At 70.2% G+C, this 18,859-nt stretch carries 12 protein-coding genes and 2 pseudogenes; 8 read left to right on the top strand and 6 right to left on the bottom strand.

All coding sequences use genetic code 11. The features are described 5' to 3' along the window. Window positions 1–705: 705 nt before the first annotated feature. The 4 genes and pseudogenes from ACH4LD_RS33225 (at window position 706) to ACH4LD_RS33210 (ending at window position 8,314) form a co-directional block, all read left to right on the top strand. Window positions 706–3,477, top strand: coding sequence for an AAA family ATPase (locus ACH4LD_RS33225; RefSeq protein ID WP_398057843.1), 2,772 nt, complete (start codon window positions 706–708; stop codon window positions 3,475–3,477). Between the two features lie 390 nt (window positions 3,478–3,867). Beyond that, a complete protein-coding gene (locus tag ACH4LD_RS33220; protein WP_398057844.1) occupies window positions 3,868–5,175 on the top strand; it encodes an LVIVD repeat-containing protein in 1,308 nt (435 codons plus the stop codon). 195 nt (window positions 5,176–5,370) lie between these two features. After that, complete coding sequence (locus ACH4LD_RS33215; RefSeq protein ID WP_398057845.1) at window positions 5,371–5,937, top strand: DUF305 domain-containing protein; 567 nt, start codon at window positions 5,371–5,373, stop codon at window positions 5,935–5,937. 1,855 nt (window positions 5,938–7,792) lie between these two features. After that, window positions 7,793–8,314, top strand: a pseudogene (locus ACH4LD_RS33210) (lamin tail domain-containing protein). Window positions 8,315–8,414: 100 nt separating this feature from the next. Here ACH4LD_RS33210 and ACH4LD_RS33205 read toward each other — a convergent pair. From ACH4LD_RS33205 to ACH4LD_RS33195, 3 genes are all read right to left on the bottom strand, one after another. Continuing rightward, window positions 8,415–9,188, bottom strand: a complete 774-nt coding sequence (locus tag ACH4LD_RS33205; RefSeq protein ID WP_398106206.1) for a hypothetical protein — start codon at window positions 9,186–9,188, stop codon at window positions 8,415–8,417. A gap of 333 nt (window positions 9,189–9,521) precedes the next feature. Further along, the gene (locus tag ACH4LD_RS33200; protein WP_398057847.1) at window positions 9,522–10,412 is read right to left on the bottom strand and encodes a DUF4240 domain-containing protein; all 891 of its coding nucleotides are present in this window, start codon (window positions 10,410–10,412) and stop codon (window positions 9,522–9,524) included. Beyond that, window positions 10,409–12,346: a BTAD domain-containing putative transcriptional regulator gene (locus ACH4LD_RS33195; protein ID WP_398057848.1), complete on the bottom strand. Its 1,938-nt coding sequence runs from the start codon at window positions 12,344–12,346 to the stop codon at window positions 10,409–10,411. The genes ACH4LD_RS33200 and ACH4LD_RS33195 overlap by 4 nt, the downstream gene beginning before the upstream one ends. Before the next feature lie 138 nt (window positions 12,347–12,484). Here ACH4LD_RS33195 and ACH4LD_RS33190 point away from each other — a divergent pair, with 138 nt between their 5' ends. Continuing rightward, window positions 12,485–13,363, top strand: a complete 879-nt coding sequence (locus tag ACH4LD_RS33190; RefSeq protein ID WP_398057849.1) for an alpha/beta fold hydrolase — start codon at window positions 12,485–12,487, stop codon at window positions 13,361–13,363. Between the two features lie 203 nt (window positions 13,364–13,566). On the opposite strand, the gene ACH4LD_RS33185 is transcribed toward ACH4LD_RS33190, so the two are convergent. Next, window positions 13,567–13,932 (bottom strand): DUF1963 domain-containing protein, encoded by a 366-nt coding sequence (locus tag ACH4LD_RS33185; RefSeq protein WP_398057850.1) that lies wholly within the window; start codon window positions 13,930–13,932, stop codon window positions 13,567–13,569. A gap of 157 nt (window positions 13,933–14,089) precedes the next feature. Here ACH4LD_RS33185 and ACH4LD_RS33180 point away from each other — a divergent pair. Then, window positions 14,090–14,350, top strand: a pseudogene (locus ACH4LD_RS33180) (PIG-L family deacetylase); the annotation flags it as partial. 107 nt (window positions 14,351–14,457) lie between these two features. Here ACH4LD_RS33180 and ACH4LD_RS33175 read toward each other — a convergent pair. Together ACH4LD_RS33175 and ACH4LD_RS33170 are read right to left on the bottom strand one after the other, a co-directional pair. Beyond that, window positions 14,458–15,231: an XRE family transcriptional regulator gene (locus ACH4LD_RS33175; RefSeq protein ID WP_398057851.1), complete on the bottom strand. Its 774-nt coding sequence runs from the start codon at window positions 15,229–15,231 to the stop codon at window positions 14,458–14,460. Window positions 15,232–15,443: 212 nt separating this feature from the next. Continuing rightward, the gene (locus ACH4LD_RS33170; protein WP_398057852.1) at window positions 15,444–15,983 is read right to left on the bottom strand and encodes a hypothetical protein; all 540 of its coding nucleotides are present in this window, start codon (window positions 15,981–15,983) and stop codon (window positions 15,444–15,446) included. A gap of 700 nt (window positions 15,984–16,683) precedes the next feature. On the opposite strand from ACH4LD_RS33170, the gene ACH4LD_RS33165 reads away from it, so the two are divergent. Together ACH4LD_RS33165 and ACH4LD_RS33160 are read left to right on the top strand one after the other, a co-directional pair. Further along, window positions 16,684–17,052 carry a VOC family protein gene (locus tag ACH4LD_RS33165; protein WP_398057853.1) on the top strand — a complete coding sequence of 123 codons (369 nt, stop codon included), beginning with the start codon at window positions 16,684–16,686 and terminating at the stop codon, window positions 17,050–17,052. 451 nt (window positions 17,053–17,503) lie between these two features. Continuing rightward, window positions 17,504–18,220: a hypothetical protein gene (locus ACH4LD_RS33160; RefSeq protein WP_398057854.1), complete on the top strand. Its 717-nt coding sequence runs from the start codon at window positions 17,504–17,506 to the stop codon at window positions 18,218–18,220. The last annotated feature ends 639 nt before the right edge of the window (window positions 18,221–18,859 follow it).

The raw sequence follows: 18,859 nt of genomic DNA, 5'->3' as shown, positions 1-18,859 counted from the left end.
TGTCCACTGTCCAGGCCCGCCCACCGCCACATGTGCGAATGGTCCGGACTGTATTCGTCGGTGTGGTCGGCGGCCCCCGAGCGAGCCGACGTCGTCGCCCGCCGGCTGCGCACCGGGACCACCTGGCTCAACCGGGCGAACGCCGCCGCGTGTGACGACCGGCCCCCTTCGGCGGGTTCCGCCAGAGCGGCGTGGGCCGTGACATGGGACCGGACGGCCGGCTGGACTTCACCGAACCGCACGTCATCACCCACCCCGTGGCACCGGCCACGCACGCGGCGGCCCCGGCGGCTTCGGTATCCGTGACACCGGACAGGGAGGTTGCCGGTCCCTGAGCCATGAGGTACGCGAATCATCACGCGGGCAGGAACGAGAAGGACGCGTCAAGACGATCACCGAACACGTCTCCTTGCGGCAGCGGCAGCGGCAGCGGCAACGGCAACGGCGGTGGGTCGCTCCCGTGTTCCTACTCAGGTGCGCGGGAGGCTGGGTTGACGTTCACCCCGGCCGCCACCGCGATGGGCCTCATGCCATGTCGGTACCTGGCGTTGTCGATTTCCTGACGCCGCACGAGGCCGCCTACGCGGACTCACATCGCACCGGACGAGCCGGCAACCGCAAAGACTTTCCCTGGGAGTCAGACTCGGTGGCCCCAAGTGAATCGATCGTCTTGCTGCCACTGACCCAGTGAGGGAAACTTCGTGGGTGATCGAGCCAGGTGCCGAAGCCGAAACCCTCGTGGGACGCCTGGAGGAACTCAGATTCCTTCAGCACTTCGTCCGTCACATCGGTGTGAACGGCGGCGCATTACTGCTGTCCGGTGACCCAGGCGTCGGTAAGTCGGCCCTCTTGGAAGCGACCGCCGAATTTGCGCATCCTGCCGAGATGACCGTTCTCCGTGTCATCGGCACGGAATTCGAGGCCCAGGTCAGCTTCGGCGCACTCAACCAGGCGCTGTTGCCCCTGATCGACGATTTCGGCGAACTCGGTGACGAACATGCCAGGGCACTCAGCGTGGCGCTGGGGTGCGAATCCGGTGCCGCGCCGGACCGGTTGCTCCTCGCCAGCGCCGCCACCTTGCTGCTCCGCAAGGCAGCCGCCCGCACCCCGCTGCTGCTGATCATCGACGATCTCCAGTGGCTCGACCGGGCCAGCGCCGGAGTACTGAGCTTCGTCGCGCGCCGGCTCGTCGGCAGCAGGGCTGGAATGCTGGCCGCGTGCCGCACCGGCGAGGTGGGCTTTTTCGACACCTCCGGGCTACCTGAAAGAGCGATCTCCGCTCTGGACGACGGGGCCGCCGCCCGGCTGCTCGCGGACAGGTTCCCCCGTCTCGATCCGGAAGTGCGCGCACGGGTGCTGGCCACTGCCCAGGGCAACCCCCTCGCCCTGCTGGAACTGCCACAGGCGTTGCACGCGGGATGGCGCGGACCCCCGCAGTCCGTGCCACGGATCCTGCCACTTGGCACACGCCTGCAACGGTTGTTCGCCTCCCAGGTGCGGGCCCTGCCGGCGCGCACCAGGACTCTGCTGCTGACAGCTGCGCTGGAGAGCACCTGTGATCTCAGGTTGCTGAGCACGGCGGCGGGACTCGGCTACCACCTGGACGACCTCGCCCCCGCCGAGCAGGACCGGCTCGTGCGGGTCGACACGGACTCGCACCAGGTGATGTTCCGGCACCCGTTGATCCGCTCCGCCGTCGTCGCTGAATCGACGTCCGCAGAGCGCCGACGGGTGCACCAGACCCTGGCGGAGGCCCTCGCAGCGGACCCCGAGCGCCAGGCATGGCATCTGGGGGAGGCCACCGTGGAACCCGACGAGGCGGTCGCGGCGCTGCTGGAGACGGCGGCGCACGACGTCGCGAGGCGGGGGGACTACCAGGCGGTGATCTCCCTGCTGTGCCGGGCCGCCGATCTTAGCCCCTCAGCTGCGGCTCGCAGCCGGCGCATGGCCGCCGCCGCGTACATGGGCGCGGAGGGCCTGGCGACAACGCACCACACGGCGGGGCTGCTTGAGGGCGTCCGCCAGGAGGGGCGGCACGCGCACGCCTCCCTGCACTACGCCTCGGCCGCCGCGCTGCTGCTGCTCGACTCCGACGGGCAGATCGACATCGCTCACCAGCTTCTGACCGGCGCCATGCGCAACCATGTCCGCTCCGCGGACGGTGACGAGCAGGAACTGCTGCACGCACTGCGGACCCTCGTGATGCTGTGCTTCATCGGTGGCCGGGCTGAGCTGTGGACAGCCTTCTACGAGGAAGCGTCTCGACTCACCTCGTTGCCCGAGCTGCTCGTGCTGTGCGTGGACATGTCGGCGGACACCGCTCGCACGGGGGTGGCCGCGCTGCCCCGCCTGGATGCCGCTCTGGCCGACGCGCACCATGAGACCGACCTGACGAGAGTGCAGGCCCTGGCGTCGAGCGCGATGTATGCCGACCGCATCGTCGAAGTGCGTGAGCCGCTGTGGCGGATCATTCAGGACGGACGCGCCGGCGGACCCGGCAGGCAGCGGATCGTCGCCCTGATGAACGTCTGCATCGACGACTTCCACCGGGGCGAATGGGCGGAGGCGGCGGAACTGGCTGCCGAGGGACTCAGCGTCTGTGAGGAATTCGCTGCCACATCATTCGGCTGGTGCTTCCGTTACGTCCAGGCCCTCTTGGCTGCCGTCCAGGGCAGTTTCGAGACCAGCAGAGCGCTGGCCAACCAGATCATCGGCTGGGGTGGCCCGCGGGGCCTGGGCATGGCCCGGGCCTATGCCCGGCAGGCCCTGGCGCTGGCAGCCGCAGGAGAGGGTGACTACGAGGAGGCCTACCGGCACGCGACGGCGATCAGTCCCGCGGGGACGCTCCCCTCGCACATGCCGCACAGTCTGTGGGTGGCCCTCGATCTCGTGGAGGCCGCGGTGCGCACCGGCCGGACGGCCGAGGCGGAGCGACACGCGCTCGTCCTGCGCGAGGCGGGCGTGGCCGCGCTCTCTCCGCGGCTGATGCTCATGGAGGCGGCGTGCGAGGGGCTCGTCGCACAGGACCGCGAGGCAGTGCGGCATTTCGACAGGGCGCTGAGCCTGCCGACGGTCGACGAGTGGCCGTTCGACACGGCCCATGTCCGGCTGCTGTACGGCGAACGGCTGCGCCGGACAAGGGCCACGACCGAGGCGAAGGCCCAATTGAAATCCGCGCTCACAGCGTTCGAGAAGTTGGGGGCCGTTCCCTGGACCGTCCGCGCCGAACGGGAATTGAGGGCAGCTGGCCAAGCCACGAGAAACTCCTCCGGAGCGCGGGGAGCAGCAGCCCTGACACCCCAGGAACTCGAAGTCGCTCGACTGGCCGCCTCCGGCATGACGAACAAGGAGATTGCCGAGCGGCTGTTCGTCTCACCCAGAACGGTGAGCAGTCACTTGTCCCATGTCTTCCCCAAGCTGGGCATCACCAAGCGGGCGGCGCTGCGGGACGCGATCGGCAGCGGTGAGCCCCGGTAACACCCCAACGCGCCACAGCCGGTGCCCGTGCGGATGACCGCGCATGTCTGCCTGCCCACCCCGACCGGCGCACAAGCTGGCCGCTACGCCGACTGGTCCGGCCTGCTCCGCGCGGGCTGGTCCGACGCCACCGCTCATGAAAAGCGGCCGTGGCGCCGGACCTGCCCGCCGACCGACCGCGGGGCCGGGTCCACCCTGGCGCTCGTGTCATTTTGAAAATGTCATGACCATGGCTAGATGTGATCATGACAAGCTCTCTATATTGCGTGAGTCCGTAACGCCCCTCTGACAGGAGGCCCCGCGTTGCAAGGCTCGACACTCGCGCGAAGAGCGCGCCGCGCACTTGAGGCGGCCCTACTCGCCGGCGTACTCGTAGTCACGTCGTTCGGAATGGTCGGCCCGTCCACCGCTCACGACGGTGACCTCGGCGTCGACGAGATATCACACAGTGCGAACATCAAGCCCCTGGCGAACGTCCCGAGGCAGGGCCCGCTCGCCAATGCCACCCACAGCGACCTGGCGTTCTACGGCAACTACGCCATCCAGGGCAGCTACGCCGGGTTCACGATCTACAACATCCAGAACCCTGCGAAGCCGAAGATCGTCTCCCAGATGGCGTGCAACGGCAGCCAGGGCGACCCCACCGTCTCCGAGGACGGGAAGCTGCTGTTCGTGTCGGTCGACGGTCCGCAGTCGAATCCGTCCTGTGCGAGCACGAACTCCAATGCGGCCAACCCGGATGCCTGGGAAGGCATCCGCATCTTCGACATCAGCGACAAACAGAACCCCACGTACCTGAAGTCGGTGCGGACCGACTGCGGTTCCCACACGCACACGTACGTTCCCGCTGACGGCGGGGACACGGCCTACCTCTACATCTCCTCATACGGCCCGTCCCCGGCGTTCCCGCACTGCCAGCCTCCGCACGACTCGATCTCGATCGTGAAGGTTCCCCTGGACGACCCGGACTCCGCGTCCGTGGTCGCCACGCCCGTGCTCTTCCCCGACGGCGGCGCGGGCGCCACCGCGGGCTGCCACGACATCACCGTCTTCCCCGAGAAGGATCTGGCCGCCGGCGCCTGCATGGGCGAGGGTGCTCTGATCGACATCTCGGATCCCACCAAGCCGTACGTGATCACGAGCGCCACCGACGCGAACTTCGCCTTCTGGCACTCGGCGACGTTCACCAACGACGGGAACCGCGTGGTCTTCACCGATGAGCTCGGGGGCGGCAGCGCGCCGACCTGCAACGAGCAGATCGGGCCGAACCGCGGCGCCGACGCCATCTACGACATCAAGGGGAAGGGCGACAACCGCGAGCTGGTGTTCCGCAGCTACTTCAAGATTCCGCGCATGCAGCAGCAGACGGAGAACTGCGTCGCCCACAACGGCTCGCTGATACCGGCCAAGCACCGCGACATGATGGTGCAGTCCTGGTACCAGGGCGGCGTGTCGGTCATCGACTTCACCGACCCCGACCATCCCAGGGAGATCGGCTACTTCGAGCGCGGCCCGCTGTCCAAAGAGACCTTGCAGCTCGGCGGCTCCTGGTCGGCGTACTGGTACAACGGTCGCATCTACTCCAGCGACATCACTAAGGGCCTGGACGTGCTCCAGCTCACCGGAGCGCCGAACAGCGCCAACCGGGTCCGGCTGGACTTCTTGAACACGCAGACCCAGTACAGCTACAAGCCCTGATCCTGCCCATGGCCCGGCGGGCGACACGTCCGCCGGGGCCGCACCCACACATGCAGCAAGCCACAAGTTCAGCCCGCCGCGTGCGTGGCTCCCAGGGTGCCGCGTGGCGAGGCAGAAGGGAACAGGCGCACAGTGAGGTACCGCAGAGTTGCAAGTGCGCTGCTGACAGCAGCCTGCCTGCTCGGCGTCGCAACTGTGTCCGCCAGCGCGGAGGCTGGGCGGACGCCCCCGGCCGCGGCGGCCGACCCCGCCCCGGCGTCGACGAATCCGCAGGTCGAGTCGAACAACGCCGATGCGGACTTCGTCGCCATGATGATCCCGCATCATCAGCAGGCGCTCATCCTGAGCCGGCTGGCCACGTCGAGGTCCGGCGACAGCGAGCTGCGTGCGCTCGCCGACCGGATCGACGTCGAGCAGGGCCTTGAGATCTACATGATGCAGTCATGGCAGGAGTGGAACGGCCTAGAGAAGACGGACCCCCAGCAGTCGTACGAGGAGATGCTGCGGGATCCGATGATGGTCGAGGCGATGGGGATGGCCACCCCCGAGGAGCTGGACCAGTTGAGCGCGGCGACCGGCAACGCCTTCGACGTGCAGTTCCTGCGACTGATGATCAAACACCACAACGGCGCGATCGGCATGCTGACGGAGGTGCTCACCAACGGCACAGACGAGACCATGCAGACGTGGGCGACCGACATGCTGGCCACTCAGTACGCCCAGGTCCAGATGATGCAGCGGATGCTGGACGACAAGACGTAGGTCCTGCTCGCCAAGAGCACGTGCACCTACGTCTACTGCTATCGGAGCATCCCCCACCAATACCCCCTGGGACTACATCAAGGTCACGTCTGGGCCGAACAAGGGCGTCAAGGGCTGGGTGCGCGGCGACTTCGACGATGGGTGTTGGGCCTTTCGCGTCAACGGCACACGCGATCATGAAGCGGCGGCATTCGTTCCGTGGGGGTGCCGCCGCCTTGTGATGCCGCGGGGTCATTGCTGCCCACCGTCTCGACAGCAGCCCGTTCGACGGAACACCTCACAAGGTGGTGCGGCCTGTGCTTCCGCAGGGGAGAACAGGTTCGAATAGCCAGGCCCGGCCGCTTCGAACGCCGTGTGTGGTGTCGTGTATGGCCGCAGAACCACGTCGGCCGGACGTGCAGCCGTGAGTATGCCGGGACCGCGGCTTTGGCGTTTCGCGGCCCCGCACCTTCCGGAAGCATGGGGATGGGTGTGCTCGGCCGGAGCCCAGCTTGAACCCCGCCTCACCCATGCCGACCCCGACAACCTCGCCATCACAACGGGACGGGGCGGCGCGCAGCACGGAGTACCGCGGCAGCCTCCTCATCGCGCACGGCATCCTCCCCGAACGTGACGAGCATCTGGCGGGTACTGAACGGCACCTCGCCCGCACGGTGGCACGCCATCCGCGGCACGCACCGCTGCTTCGGTCCTCCGTCCGCTGGTCCTCTCCCGCCCGCGCCCGACGCCGAGCAGCCCCTATCCCCGGCACTCGCGGCCGTACAGCCTGGGCCTCCACCGCGTGAACGCCGCCGTCGACTGTCCAGCATCGTGCCGCCCTCGGCCAGCGCCTGGACGAAGCCGCGCAGCACCACACCGACCGTTGACTCGTGGCCGGGCCACCCGCTACGAGACGCGCGACTTCCTCCTTCGGACAGCAAGTCAAGGACACGCACTCCGCTGACGGTCCCCCCACCACAGCTAGGCCGAGCCCGGGGTGGACGAAGACGCCAGTGGGCCTCCTCCAGCAGTGCCTGCACGACGAGGAACTACCCCTGGACGAGCTTCGCGGCCGTCGGCGACGACATCCGCACGCGTGTACAGGAACGCGTCGCCGATCAAGGACACCGGCCCGGCCGCAAGCCGAGCGGCACGGGGCGCCGCGAGGCCCTCGACATCAGGGCCAGACCGGCCGGTCGCATTCTTCGAATCAGCGCCCGGAACGGCAACTTCCCAAGCCGAGAGCGCGAGTTCGGTTCTTGTCACTCCCTTCATACTGAAGGCCCAGGTCAGACATCTGGGTCTTGTTGTCTTGTCTGGTGATCAGTGGCCGCGTGCCAGAAGCGCGACAGGTTCACATCGCGAGGGTAAAAGCGGCGCGCCGAAGCCACAGCGTCCGGCCGGTCGCGTAGTGGCACACGGCAGCGTTGTCGGCGATCACCCGGACATGCGTACCGTGAAGTTTTCCACCCTGCCGGAATTCCATTCAATGTGATCCTGAACTGACAAGTAGTTCGAATCCCGATTCAGGCGCCCGGGACGTACTTGCTGGGGGTCAGCTTCTTCGTCCGACCGTTGTCCCAGGGGCAATCCCTGGTCGAGTCGTGGTCGCACGTGGAATAGGCCCTGACGTAAAGACCGCAGATTTCCGAAACAGTCACGTCGACGCGGCTCATCCTGTCATTGCTCGAATACCACTTGCCTGGAAGCTTACTGCTAGAAGGTGTGGGTGTGCTGCCGACCGGCTGCGCAAGAGCGCAACGCGCCTGGCTGGGCTGCGGTCTTGATGTCGCGGGTTCGGCCGGGTGTGCGCACCTGACGGGGGACCTTCGTGTCCGTTTCTTCTTCCGTCCGTCGTCTGACCGCCGTCGCCGGTGTGGCCGTTGCGGTGGTGGGGGCGGTGGCGCTGCCGGCGTCGGCCGCCACCACCACCGCCAGTACCGCCCGATGGTGTGCATCAGCGACGTGCAGCACGACTCCCCCGGGCCGGGACGACCGCTCCAACCGCTCGCTGAACGCCGAGTGGGTGGAGATCACCAACGTCTCCCGGCGGGCGGTGAACCTGGACGGCTGGCCCCTCTCCGACGAGGACGGCCACACCCACACCATCGACCACTGCGGGCTCAACGGCCGGGCCACGGTTCGCGTCCACACCGGCATCGGCCGCGACACCAGGACGGACCTGTACCAGGACCGGCGGGCGTACGTGCGGGACAACCACTCCGACACCGCGACCCTGCGTAACCACCGTGGCCGGTTCGCCGACGAGGTGTCCTGGGGCTACGACCGCGATCACCGCGATCACCGCGATCACCGCGATCACCGCGATCACCGTGGTGACCACCGCGGCGACGACTGGCGTCATGGCGGTGACCACCGCGAAGGACACGGCGACTGATCTCACGCGGAGGTCGATGACGCCGGTCCATGAGCGGGAGGTGTCCAGGGTGGCTCGCCTCGTGCGGGGGCGGCCCACCTTCCGTACGCACGTAGCGTGGTCAGCCGGAGTGCGGTAACCGCTTCGGCCCGTTCAAACGCGCGCGACGGACTTCGGGCAATTCCGGCCGGGCGGCTGGGCGCGGTACGGCCCGCCCCCGGGCGACCGCGGCCGCTTCGACTGGTCCGGCGACAGCCCCTGACCGACGCGCCGGCCTATCCAGCGTTGCCGAAGGGTGCGACATCGCCGGGAGAGAGGTCGGGGCGCGGGCGATGCCATCGTGCCGGGTGCCGCCACCGGCCGGCGCTGTCGCGGGCGACGTCGACCCCGACTTCCACGACGAGCTCCGGTCGTACCAGGGTGACGTCCAGGACTTCCCGGCTGCCCCATCCGGCGGAGAAGGTCCAGCCCGTCCACGGGTGCTCGCCTCTGCACGGGGCCAGGAGAACGGCGACACTGCGTGCGGCAGCCTGGGGGGCTTCGTCGTGCGACCGGTGTACTGAAGGCGTCCGTCGAAGGCGACGAAGTGCGCCGGCCACTCACCGGCGAGCCGGGCCGCACCGGCCCCACGGGCCCGCAAGCGGCCCTGGAGCCGCTCGAACGCCAGCCGCCCGGCCTCCCACACGACCAACTCGCCGTCCAGCGCGGTCGCGTCCGGCAGCTGCTCGCACCCGGCCCGCACTTCCGGGAACGCCGGCAGCAAGTTGGTTCCCCGGCGCGAGCGCAGCACGATGTGGGCCGCCTCCACCGATACCGCGGCCCGCCATCCGTCCCACTTCACCTCTGCCGCCCAGCCCGCAGGCAGAGCCGGGTCCGGCACGGGGGCGGCGAGCATCGGCTCGGGCAGCGTCCACGTCATGTCCGATGCCTTCCACCCCGGCCGCCCGCCGTTCGGGTGCCTGCACCGGCGGCCCAGCGGGCACGGACAGCGGTGCGACGCGTGAAGACAACAGGGCGTGACCCCGGCACCTGTGCATGCCGGGGCGGAAGAGGCGGAGCACGATCATGGTGCGGGCGATCTGGACAGGCGTGATCACCTTCGGGCTGGTCACGGTGTTCATCTAGATGTCGTCCGCGATTGCAGGTCAGGAGCACTCTCCTCAACGAGGGACGTTAGGTAGCGGGCGTCAACGATGAGGGTCAACGCGAGCCACGGGCCCCGCGCGGGTCAGCCCAGTGCGGGGCCGAGACAGAGCTCGGCCAGTTGGGGCAGACGTCGGCGCATCTGCAGGGCATCGTCGAAGTCAAATGACTCACCCATGCCATCGCCGCTGGCTTCGTCGGTCGTGGCGCGAGCGTCGCTGTAGGCCTCCCAGGCCTCCCAGAAGGCGTCCTCGTCATCGGTCAGCCGCTCGTAGGCGCGGGAGGATACGAAATTGAACTCTTCGGCGAATACGACGTCCTGGTCTCCAGTGGCTGCTGCGGCACGCACGGTGGGATGCTCTGCGAGCGCGTCCGGGCAGGTAGCCGCCCGTTCGTACCACTCGCGCCCGAGCGCCACCAGACCCGCCGCGAAGTCGTTGAACCGGTCGTCAGAGCAACCGCCGCCGATGAGGTAGGCAGCAGCCCATACGTCCCAGCGATGGACATCGCTGCGCAGTCGGGCGAAGCGATATTCGAACGCGAGGACCTCTTCCGCGGTCCGTCCCGACAAAAGGGCGGCGACGGCGACATCGAGCGACCCGTCACTGTCCCCTGCGGCGTCGAGCACGCGCCAGAACGCGTCGGTATCCATGGCGGGCAGTCTGCCAGTGCCCAAGGACAGCTTCCTCAACGGCAGCCCGGAGGTTTCTCCCGTCAGCGGCGGCTCTCGTCCCGGATCATCTGTCGGGGACAGGTTCGGGCCGCCGACAGATCCTTTTCCAACTACTCGACGCGGTTGCAGGCTTCTGAGGGTGGAGATTTCCTGTTCGAGCCGACGATTGGCTTCGGTCAGCTCGGTGATCCGTTCCGTCAGTTGCCTGTTGCTGATCAGGTCGAGCCGATGTCCGAGCTGGTGCCCCGGGGCGGCGCGGGTCCGCAGCCGCGTGGGAGCGGGTCCGCGGACGATGTCGGTCATCTCCCGTCAGCGCATGCCTCCGCCTCCGCCAGGTACCGCGCCACCGGCCCCAGTGTCAGCATCCCGCTCGCTCCGCCCGCGTGTTCGGTGCGGGCGGGGCGCAGGGCCACCGCGGCGCGGGCGGCGACCGGGCGCTCGCCGAGGCGGGCGGCGGCGTGGGCGGACAGGCACCACAGTGCCTCCTGCATGTGATCAAGAGGTGGCTCGGGTGCTGTGGCCAGGGCGGCACGGGCCTCCTCGGCCCGGTTCTGGGCGAGCAGCACCAAGGGCTGCGTCCAGGGGTGGTACGGGCCCCAGTCGAGGGCGGGATCGGTGGGCGCGGGACGGTCGTGCAGGAGACGAAGGCCCAGGAGGGCGAGGGCGAACAGGCCCCGGTGCAGCCCCGGCATGCCCGCACTTTCGGCGAGGGCGTCCTCGGCGGCGCGGTAGTGCGCCGCGGCCGTGGCGGCGGCCGGCCCGCCCGGTGCGGCGCTGCGGGCGGCCGTGACCCGGGCCCGGAACCAGGCGGTGAGTACGGGGACGAGGGAGGCCTCGGTGCTGATGGCGAGCTGCTCGGCGGCCTCGGCGTGTGCGGTCGCGGCGGCGAGGTCGCCGAGAGCGGAGGCGGACTGAAGACGGATGAGCCGGCCGAGCACGGCGAAGTTCGGCAGCTCGTGCCGGGTGGCCAGGTCGAGCATCTCGGCGCCGATCACGTCCCGCGCCGCCGCGAGGCCGGGCCGGGTGAAGGACTGGAGGAACACGCCGTTGAGGGCGAACATCAGCAGGGCGGGATCGCCCAGCTCCCGGGCCAGCGCCTCGGCCTCGCGCGCCGCCTGTCCTGCGCGCATCGGTGCGGTGCCGGACAGATCGGCGCTGCGGCTCTCGACCGCGACGGTGGCCAGCAGGCGGGCGCGCAGTTCGGCGGAACCGTCGGTGCCGAGCGCGGTGAGTGTCCGCTCGGCCGCCGCGACGACGGCGCGGGACTGCTCGGGATCGTCGGCCCGGCTCCACAGGGCAGGCACGTCGTAGGCGCCGATGACCCGGGCGGTCAGGGCGATGTCTCCGGTGCGCTCCGCTGCCTGGACGGCGGCGAGGCGGTCGCGCCGCGAGTGGACGAGGGCGTCACCACCGGCCAGGGCCAGGGTGCGGGCCAGCTCGACCGTGGTGCGCGGGCCGAGCCGCACTCCGGCGGTCCACACGGTACGCGCGGGCTGGAGCGTCGAAGCTCCGTGGAGGATGTCCATCTCCAGGCGCCGCAGGTCGGCACCGGGGTCGAGCCCGAGCTGGTCCACGAGTATCGTGCGGGCGCGGCGGAGGGTGGCCAGCGCGTCCGCCTGACGACCCGCCCGGTGCAGTGCGCGGGCCAGCAGCCCCCAGGCCGGCTCGCGCCAGGGGTGTTCGGTGACGTGGGCGCCCAGTTCGGCGACCAGTTCGGCTCCTGCACCGGAGTCGAGGAGGAGGCGGGCGCGCAGCTCCACCCCCTCCAGCCTCAGCTCCTCCAACCGGGTCCGCTCGCGCTGGGCCCAGGTGGAGCCGGTCACGTCGGCGTAGGCGAGGCCGCGCCAGGCCGCGAGGGCCGCGTCGAGGTCGGTCAGCGCAACGGGTGTACGCCGGGCGCGGGCCAGGGCGTCCTCGAACCTGTGGACGTCCACGTTGTCGCGCGGGAGGCGCAGCGCGTAGCCGGGGCCTTCCGTGACGAGGATGCGCGGCGGGGTGCGGGGCGGCCGGTCGGGTTCGATGGCGCGGCGCAGCGCGGCGACGAACGTGCGCAACGCACCCACGGCGCGCACCGGCGGCTCGGCCCACAGGTCGTCCACGAGGGTGTCCGTGGCGACCATCCGGCCCTCGGCGGCGACGAGCCGGGCGAGCACCTCGCGGTGGCGGGGTCCGCCCAGGCCGACCGGTGTGCCGTCGTCGCGGAGGGCCCGCACCGCACCGAGTACGTCGATTCGCATGCCCTCCATCTTCCGTGCCGCGGGTCCGCGGCGTCGAAGCGCACTGATCAGCTGCTGATCGCCGACGCCCACGCTGATCCCGTCAGCCCTCGGACCAAGGCTTTCGTCGGTCCACCGACCCCAGGAAGGGACTTTTTCATGACGCTCGCCATGCCCGGTTTCGACCACGTCCGTCTGCCCGGCGCCGACGGAGTGGAGCTGGCTGCCGCCGTCGGCGGCAGCGGCAGCCCGGTCGTGCTCCTGCACGGCTTTCCGCAGACCCACCTGATGTGGCGGCACGTCGCAGAGCGGCTGGCCGGCGAGCACACGGTGATCTGTCCCGACCTGCGTGGCTACGGCGCCAGCGACAAGCCGGCGGCCACCGGCCCCGAGGTGTACTCCAAGCGCACCATGGCCGCCGATGTCGTCGCCCTGGCGGCGGCGCTCGGCCATGAGCGTTTCGCCCTGGTCGGCCACGACCGGGGCGCCCTGGTCGCCTTCCGGGCGGGACTGGACCATCCCGAAACCCTCACACACCTCGGCATCCTCGATGTCCTGCCGACGCTGGACATGTGGAACGTCCTGCACGGTGTCCCCGCGGCGGTCGGCTACCACCTGTTCCTCATGGCGCAGCCGCCGGGACTGCCGGAGACGATGATCGCCAACAGCGCGGACGCCTACTTCGGCTCCTTCCTCGACGCCTGGGCCGGCGATCCGGCCGCCATGCCGCAACCGGTCCGGGCCGCGTACCTGCGGGCGAGCGCCGCGGCCGTGCCGTCCATCGTCGCGGACTACCGGGCCTCGGCGGGCATCGACGTCACGCACGACCAGGCGGACCGGGACGCCGGTTCCCAGCTGGCCATGCCCGTGACGGTCGTCCAGCAGGACTGGGGCGCGCGGCTGGGCTACGACGCCGCCGCCCTCTGGCACGCGTGGGCACCGGACCTGGACCACCGGCTGACCGGCGCGGGGCATTTCATGGCCGAGGAGGCGCCCGAAGAGATCACGCAGGCGATCCGCGACCTGCTGCTCCGCTGAGCCCTCCACCCGGCCACGGGCGGTGGCGGGCGAGCCCCGCGAACCGGCGACCACTGACCGGCCCGCGTGTCTACGGCCACTGCCGCGGCCCGGGGGAACACCGAGCGACGTTCAGCAACGGTGGCGGCACGGAGCGGGTGGGCGTGGGCGGGGAGGGCGACCGACGAGCGCCCGGGGAAACCGGCCGTCCCCGTCCCACACGGTCATGCCATTTCGACGTAGCGGTGGACCCGGTCGAAGCGCCGGGCCGCCACGTCCCGGCGGCGGACCACCCAGTGGGCCACGCCGGAGTCCAGTTCCGTGACGTCGTCGCCGCACCTCCAGGTGGCCAGGAGAGCCCAGTCGTCGGCGCCCTCTCCGTGGGCCGTACCGCCCTGCTCGGGGGAGCCGGCCTCCTCGGGACCACGGGCGTGGTGGACGGGGTCGTTCTGGGGCGAGACCGGGTGGCCGCCGATCTGCAAGGCCCAGGAAGGACGGTAGCCGCCCATGTCCGCCCAGGCGTCGGCGAGTTCGAACTGTTCGTCCTCGGGGAACTCGCCCCATCTGTCGAGGGCGAAGCTCTCCGGCATCTGCGGGCTCGGCTGGTGCCAGACGGTGCGGATTTCACGGGGCCGGTACGGCTCGGGCCGGCTGTGTTCGAGAGGGCTTGGGACCGGCCGGATACCGCCTCGGCACGGAAGCGGTTCATCCTGTCCACGCTCGCGTCGGTCACCGGGCCACCCTGTCGTGGCCGCGCACGCCGGGGACTCCGTATGGCGGGCGGGCGAAGCGATCGCCCTTGGCCGCCTCCCGGGGCGAAAGGTCACCATCGCCTCCCTGACCTTCGGCGAGCGCGGCGAGTCCGCCAAGGCGTGGCGCGAGGGCAGGACGACGGCGGAGATCAAGGCGGTACGCCGCGAGGAGGCGGAGCAGGCCGCCGCCACCCTCGGCGCCCCGGTCCGCTTCTTCGGCGCCGACGACTACCCGCTCAGCGCCCCTGCCGTACTCCGGCCGCCCGCCACCTGCCGTACTCCGGTCGCCCGCCGCCTGCCGTCCTCGGGCGGTCCCGGCCAACGGCTCGGCGGGCGGACCGCGGCCCGCCCCCGGGCAGGGGATCAGCCCTCGTCCGGATCCTGTACGTCCATGCCGGTGCAGGCCAGTTGTTCGGCCACCTCCGCGCAGGCCTCGACGCCCCGGGGGGAGCGTACGGAGAGCATCGGGCTCGTGTAGCCGGTGGTGTCGTCGGCCGGGTAGGTCGTGGAGAGGACGTCCCGGCCCGCGCGTACCGAGACCTCGCGGGCGTGCGGGGAGCGCACCCGCACCTCCGACCAGGCGGTACCGCAGGCCGGGGAGAAGCGCAGCCGGACGGTGTAGGCGGGGTCGGCGACGGTGCTGGTGGTCCGCGCGTCGCGTGCGCAGGCCGTCGCGTCGGGCAACTCGCCCCGGCAGGAAGGCCTGTGACAGTGCGGGACCGCCAACACGACCGGCGTACCGGTCGAACCGCCCTGGTCGTGCGCGGCGACGGCGGCCACCACGGCCGTCACCCCCGCCAGCGCGAGCACGCACAGTGGCAGCCACCGCCGCCCGCCCGAGCGCCGGGGTCCGGTCCCATCCGGGGTGCTCGCGGGCGATGGCCCGTCGGCGGTGTGCTCGGTGGCTTCCCACAGGGCCAGTACCGCGTCGGGATCGACGCGGGCCAGCCGGGTGAGCGCCTCCACGGCCGGCCGCGGTGGCCGCTGTGCACCGGTCAGGTAGCGGTGCCAGGCGGACTTGCTGTACGGGGTGCGCGCTGCCAGCGCCGCCAGGCTCAGCCCCGTACCGTCCTTCAGTTCCCGCAGTCTGACCAGCAACGGTTCGTCGGGCGCGGTCGGTTTTTCGGGGTGGGGCATGGTGCGTCCCTCGACTCCTCATCCACTATGGGCGCTTCGCCCTTGATGCCGGAATGGCTTCCCGAGGGGAAGGCGGTTGCAACACTCAGTGAGGTGTGAGGAGGGTGAGGCACATGAGCACGTCGAAGGCCTGTTCGGGGATGCGTGGTCCTCGAACAGGCCGCGACGGTCGGGGTGGGCGGTGGTTCAGGGGGTACGGCGGTGGGGGACCGTCAGCACCACGGGAGCGCGGCGTTGACCCTGACGTACCGGGCGGAGACATAGCCCCTGTGGTGGGACAGCCGGTACCACGTGTGGTTGCCGAACACCCCGGTGCCGTAGCGCTTGCAGGTCAGGGCCACGAGCCGGTGGTGGTGCCGGTGGCCGACCACCCGGTAACCGGTGCCCGGGCCGGAGCGGACGTTCAGCGCGAGGCGGTGCGTGACCACGCGGCCCACGGCGGGGACGCCACGCCGGTACGACGCGGTCTGCACGATGACGCGGCCGAGCCGGTGGGTGCGGTGCGCCGAGTGGAGGCGGCGCCCGGCGTGGTGCACGCGGTGGACGCTGCGGTGGTGGCGGGCGGTGTGGTGCTTCGCCGACTGGTGCCGGGTCGGAGCGGGCAGCAGCGAGGGGAGGGTGTGCCGTACGCCGGCGGCGGGCGTGGGGTACGGGGTGGTGCCGCCCGCCGGGGCGGCACCGGCCGCCGTGGGCAGGATGGCGAGCACCGCGACCGCGGCCAGCAGGCCGCTCTGCAGGGTCCGTCGGATCATGGAAACCTCCGGGCTGTCGTTCTCGTGACCACGCACCGTGATCACGACAGCCAGCGTTTCCGTGACGAGCTGTCAGAATGCCGTTCCCACGTCCCGTGGGACACCGGGGACGTCCCCGGGAACGGGCGGGGCGCGGGGGACGGGGCACCGGCGGTGCCGAGCCGCCCCGGCGCGCCGCCCCGGCGACGGCGTCCTGGTACTGCAACGGTACGTGCCGTGACTGATGGCCAGTTCATGTGTGCGCGTCGTTCGCAGTGGCTGGTGCGGGCTTGGTGTTGTCGTCGTCGGCGCCGGGTCGACCAGCGCAGGAGGTGCTCGACGGGTGTGGGTCGGCGGTCGGCGAGGTGGGTGATCAGCCGTCGTATCTCGGCGAGGCTGAGGTGGATGGGCTGGGAGGATCCGTTTCTGCATTCCCGGTATCCAGCTCGCCGGCTCTGGCCGCCGTCCATCTCCGGCATGCCCGCGCCGACGCGCAGGTGCGCGACACGGCGATGAACCTCCAGCGCACGCTGCTCACTGAGCCAGGCCAACCGCACCCCGATCTTGATCTGGCCACGTGCCACCTCCCGTCCGGGGGCGGTGTTCTGGTGGGAGGCGACTCGTTCGGGTGCGGCTCTGCCGTGGAAATGATCGCGAAGGCAGTGGGTGACCGCCTCTATGGTGTGCCTCGCGAACGTCCACCGATCGATCCGGAGATGTCATGCCCCTGCAGATGAAGCTGTGCGCGATAACACTCGACTGCTCTGATCCGCTGGCTCTGGCAGCGTTCTATCAGCAGGCCACCGGCCTCGAACCTCACCCGAAATCCGACGTTGACTTCGCCGGTCTCAATCGTGAGGACGGACTCTTCATCGGCTTCCAACGGGTCGACGACTACCGGGCTCCCCGCTGGCCTGACCAAACTGTTCCCCAGCAGTTCCACCTCGACTTCGCGGTCGATGACCTGGACGAAGCCGAGGCCCGGCTGCTTGAGCTGGGGGCGAGCAAGCCCGATCATCAGCCGAACGAGGACAGGTGGCGGGTCCTCACCGATCCGGCCGGGCACCCCTTCTGCCTGGTCAGAGGCTGATGGACGCTGACGTCGACGGCGTGCGTCGGCCTGACGAACTCGCCTCGTAGGAGCCGGTTCACGCCAGACCTGCTGAGGGCCCGGCTGCCGGCCCTGGCCGTACTTCACCGAGGAACACGAGGTCTGGGTCTGACAGTCTTCCGTGCGTCGATGGATGCCCCGACCGGCGCCGAGACGGTCGTCCCGGCGACACACTGCGACAGGAAATCAGCGTTCGGTTGGTTGGTGGGGGTGGAGCTGTGCCCACGGAGTGGTCTGTTCGCGGGCCAGCGGGACGGGCGCGTGCTGTCCTCCCGCGCTGACACAAGTCCCGCCGGCCCCGCGCGCCGGGCCAGGCAGGCGGGGGAGAGCCGTACTCGGGGTAGATGGTGGAGGTGCCCGGTAGCCTGCACCGCTGAAGTACGCAGGCGGCGTGGCGCTGTCAGTGGCGCGACCGGAAGGACCAGTCGGTATGGCACGTACGCGTGCGGAGGCGAGCACCAGGCATCCCCGGCACGAACGCAGGGGCGAAGTACGACTGCCTGCGGTCGTCGCGACGCTCGCCGCGATCGCCCTGTACCTGTTCCTGCCGCAACGGCTGCTGGTCGCTCCGCGCTATGTACTGCCCGCCCTGGAGTGCCTTCTGCTCGTTCCGCTGATCGCGATCAACCCGAAGCGTTTGACCCGGCAGACGAAGGCGTTCCGGGTGCTTTCCCTCACGCTCGTGGCGGTCATCGCCGTCAGCAATCTGGTGGCGCTGGTCATCCTGATCCACGAGCTGGTGTACGCCGGGGTGAAGGACGGCCGGTCCTTGCTGGTGGCGGCGCTGCAGGTGTGGCTCACCAACATCATCGTATTCGGCCTGGCCTACTGGGAGCTGGACCGCGGCGGCCCGGTCAGCCGCACGCAGGCGCCCCGCTCGGCCCTGCCCCTGGCGGATTTCCGTTTCTCGCAGGACGAGAACGACGACGCCGTCCAGGAAGTGGCCGACGGCGCCAGCGGCAGGTCGGACTGGGTCCCCACCCTCGCGGACTACCTCTACGTGTCCGTCACGAACTCCACGGCGTTCAGCCCGACCGACACGATGCCGCTGTCGACCCGCGCCAAGCTCCTGATGAGCATCCAGAGCGTCTCCGCCCTGTGCACCTCGCTCCTCGTGATCGCCCGAGCCGTCAGCATCCTGCACTGACCGGCCGCGTGGCTCAGGCCTCTTCCTCACGAGGCGGCGGGGCCAAGAGGCCAACACCGCATGACCGAGAAAGTGACCGAGCTGGGCGAGGCACTGCGCGCCCTGGGCGAGCGTGCTTGTGGTCCACGCTGCCGCCGGGTACCGGGCGCAACCGGCCGCCCACGACACCATCAGGGAGCCGACGCGCGGTGCCGTCTTCGACTGGCACGCTCGCAAGCCGGACAGCAAGCCACGCGAGTGGTTCGTCTCCCTGATCAGCTGCGTCTACTGCACGGGCTGGGGAACAGCGGCGCCGGCCTCTCGACTTGGCTCCTCACGGCCGGCGAGTGGACGGTCTGGCCCGACGCAGGACGACACAGACGGCTGTGGACCGACCCGCCACCCCCGCACGTACGGGAAGTACGACCCGAGTCCGGCGAGTTCGCCGAGCCCGTCGCCGGCGGCAGCCTCCAGGGGGAGGGCCGGATGCTCCGTGGCTCCAGGAGAGGGAAGGATACCGGCGAGAGGCGAGCGGGTCCGTGACGTAGGTGCGATGCAGGTGGGCGAGCCGAGCGGCGAGGACGCGGCGGAGGCGGAGGAGCGGCCGACGGACCCTGAGGCGGAGCGGCTGGGGCGCCGTATCGAGTTTTTGTTCACGTA

This window comes from Streptomyces sp. NPDC017676 (genome assembly GCF_044329325.1).
GTDB lineage: Bacteria > Actinomycetota > Actinomycetes > Streptomycetales > Streptomycetaceae > Streptomyces.
This window is presented reverse-complemented; position numbering and strand designations above follow the sequence as displayed.

Excerpts from the sequence above, each read along its gene's own strand:
- ACH4LD_RS33160 (WP_398057854.1), top strand. The coding sequence starts at position 17,504 with ATGGCACGTACGCGTGCGGAGGCGAGCACCAGGCATCCCCGGCACGAA.
- ACH4LD_RS33165 (WP_398057853.1), top strand. The coding sequence starts at position 16,684 with ATGCCCCTGCAGATGAAGCTGTGCGCGATAACACTCGACTGCTCTGAT.
- ACH4LD_RS33205 (WP_398106206.1), bottom strand. The coding sequence starts at position 9,188 with ATGCTCGCCGCCCCCGTGCCGGACCCGGCTCTGCCTGCGGGCTGGGCG.
- ACH4LD_RS33170 (WP_398057852.1), bottom strand. The coding sequence starts at position 15,983 with ATGATCCGACGGACCCTGCAGAGCGGCCTGCTGGCCGCGGTCGCGGTG.
- ACH4LD_RS33195 (WP_398057848.1), bottom strand. The coding sequence starts at position 12,346 with ATGCGAATCGACGTACTCGGTGCGGTGCGGGCCCTCCGCGACGACGGC.
- ACH4LD_RS33200 (WP_398057847.1), bottom strand. The coding sequence starts at position 10,412 with ATGACCGACATCGTCCGCGGACCCGCTCCCACGCGGCTGCGGACCCGC.
- ACH4LD_RS33175 (WP_398057851.1), bottom strand. The coding sequence starts at position 15,231 with ATGCCCCACCCCGAAAAACCGACCGCGCCCGACGAACCGTTGCTGGTC.
- ACH4LD_RS33220 (WP_398057844.1), top strand. The coding sequence starts at position 3,868 with ATGGTCGGCCCGTCCACCGCTCACGACGGTGACCTCGGCGTCGACGAG.
- ACH4LD_RS33190 (WP_398057849.1), top strand. The coding sequence starts at position 12,485 with ATGACGCTCGCCATGCCCGGTTTCGACCACGTCCGTCTGCCCGGCGCC.
- ACH4LD_RS33185 (WP_398057850.1), bottom strand. The coding sequence starts at position 13,932 with ATGCCGGAGAGCTTCGCCCTCGACAGATGGGGCGAGTTCCCCGAGGAC.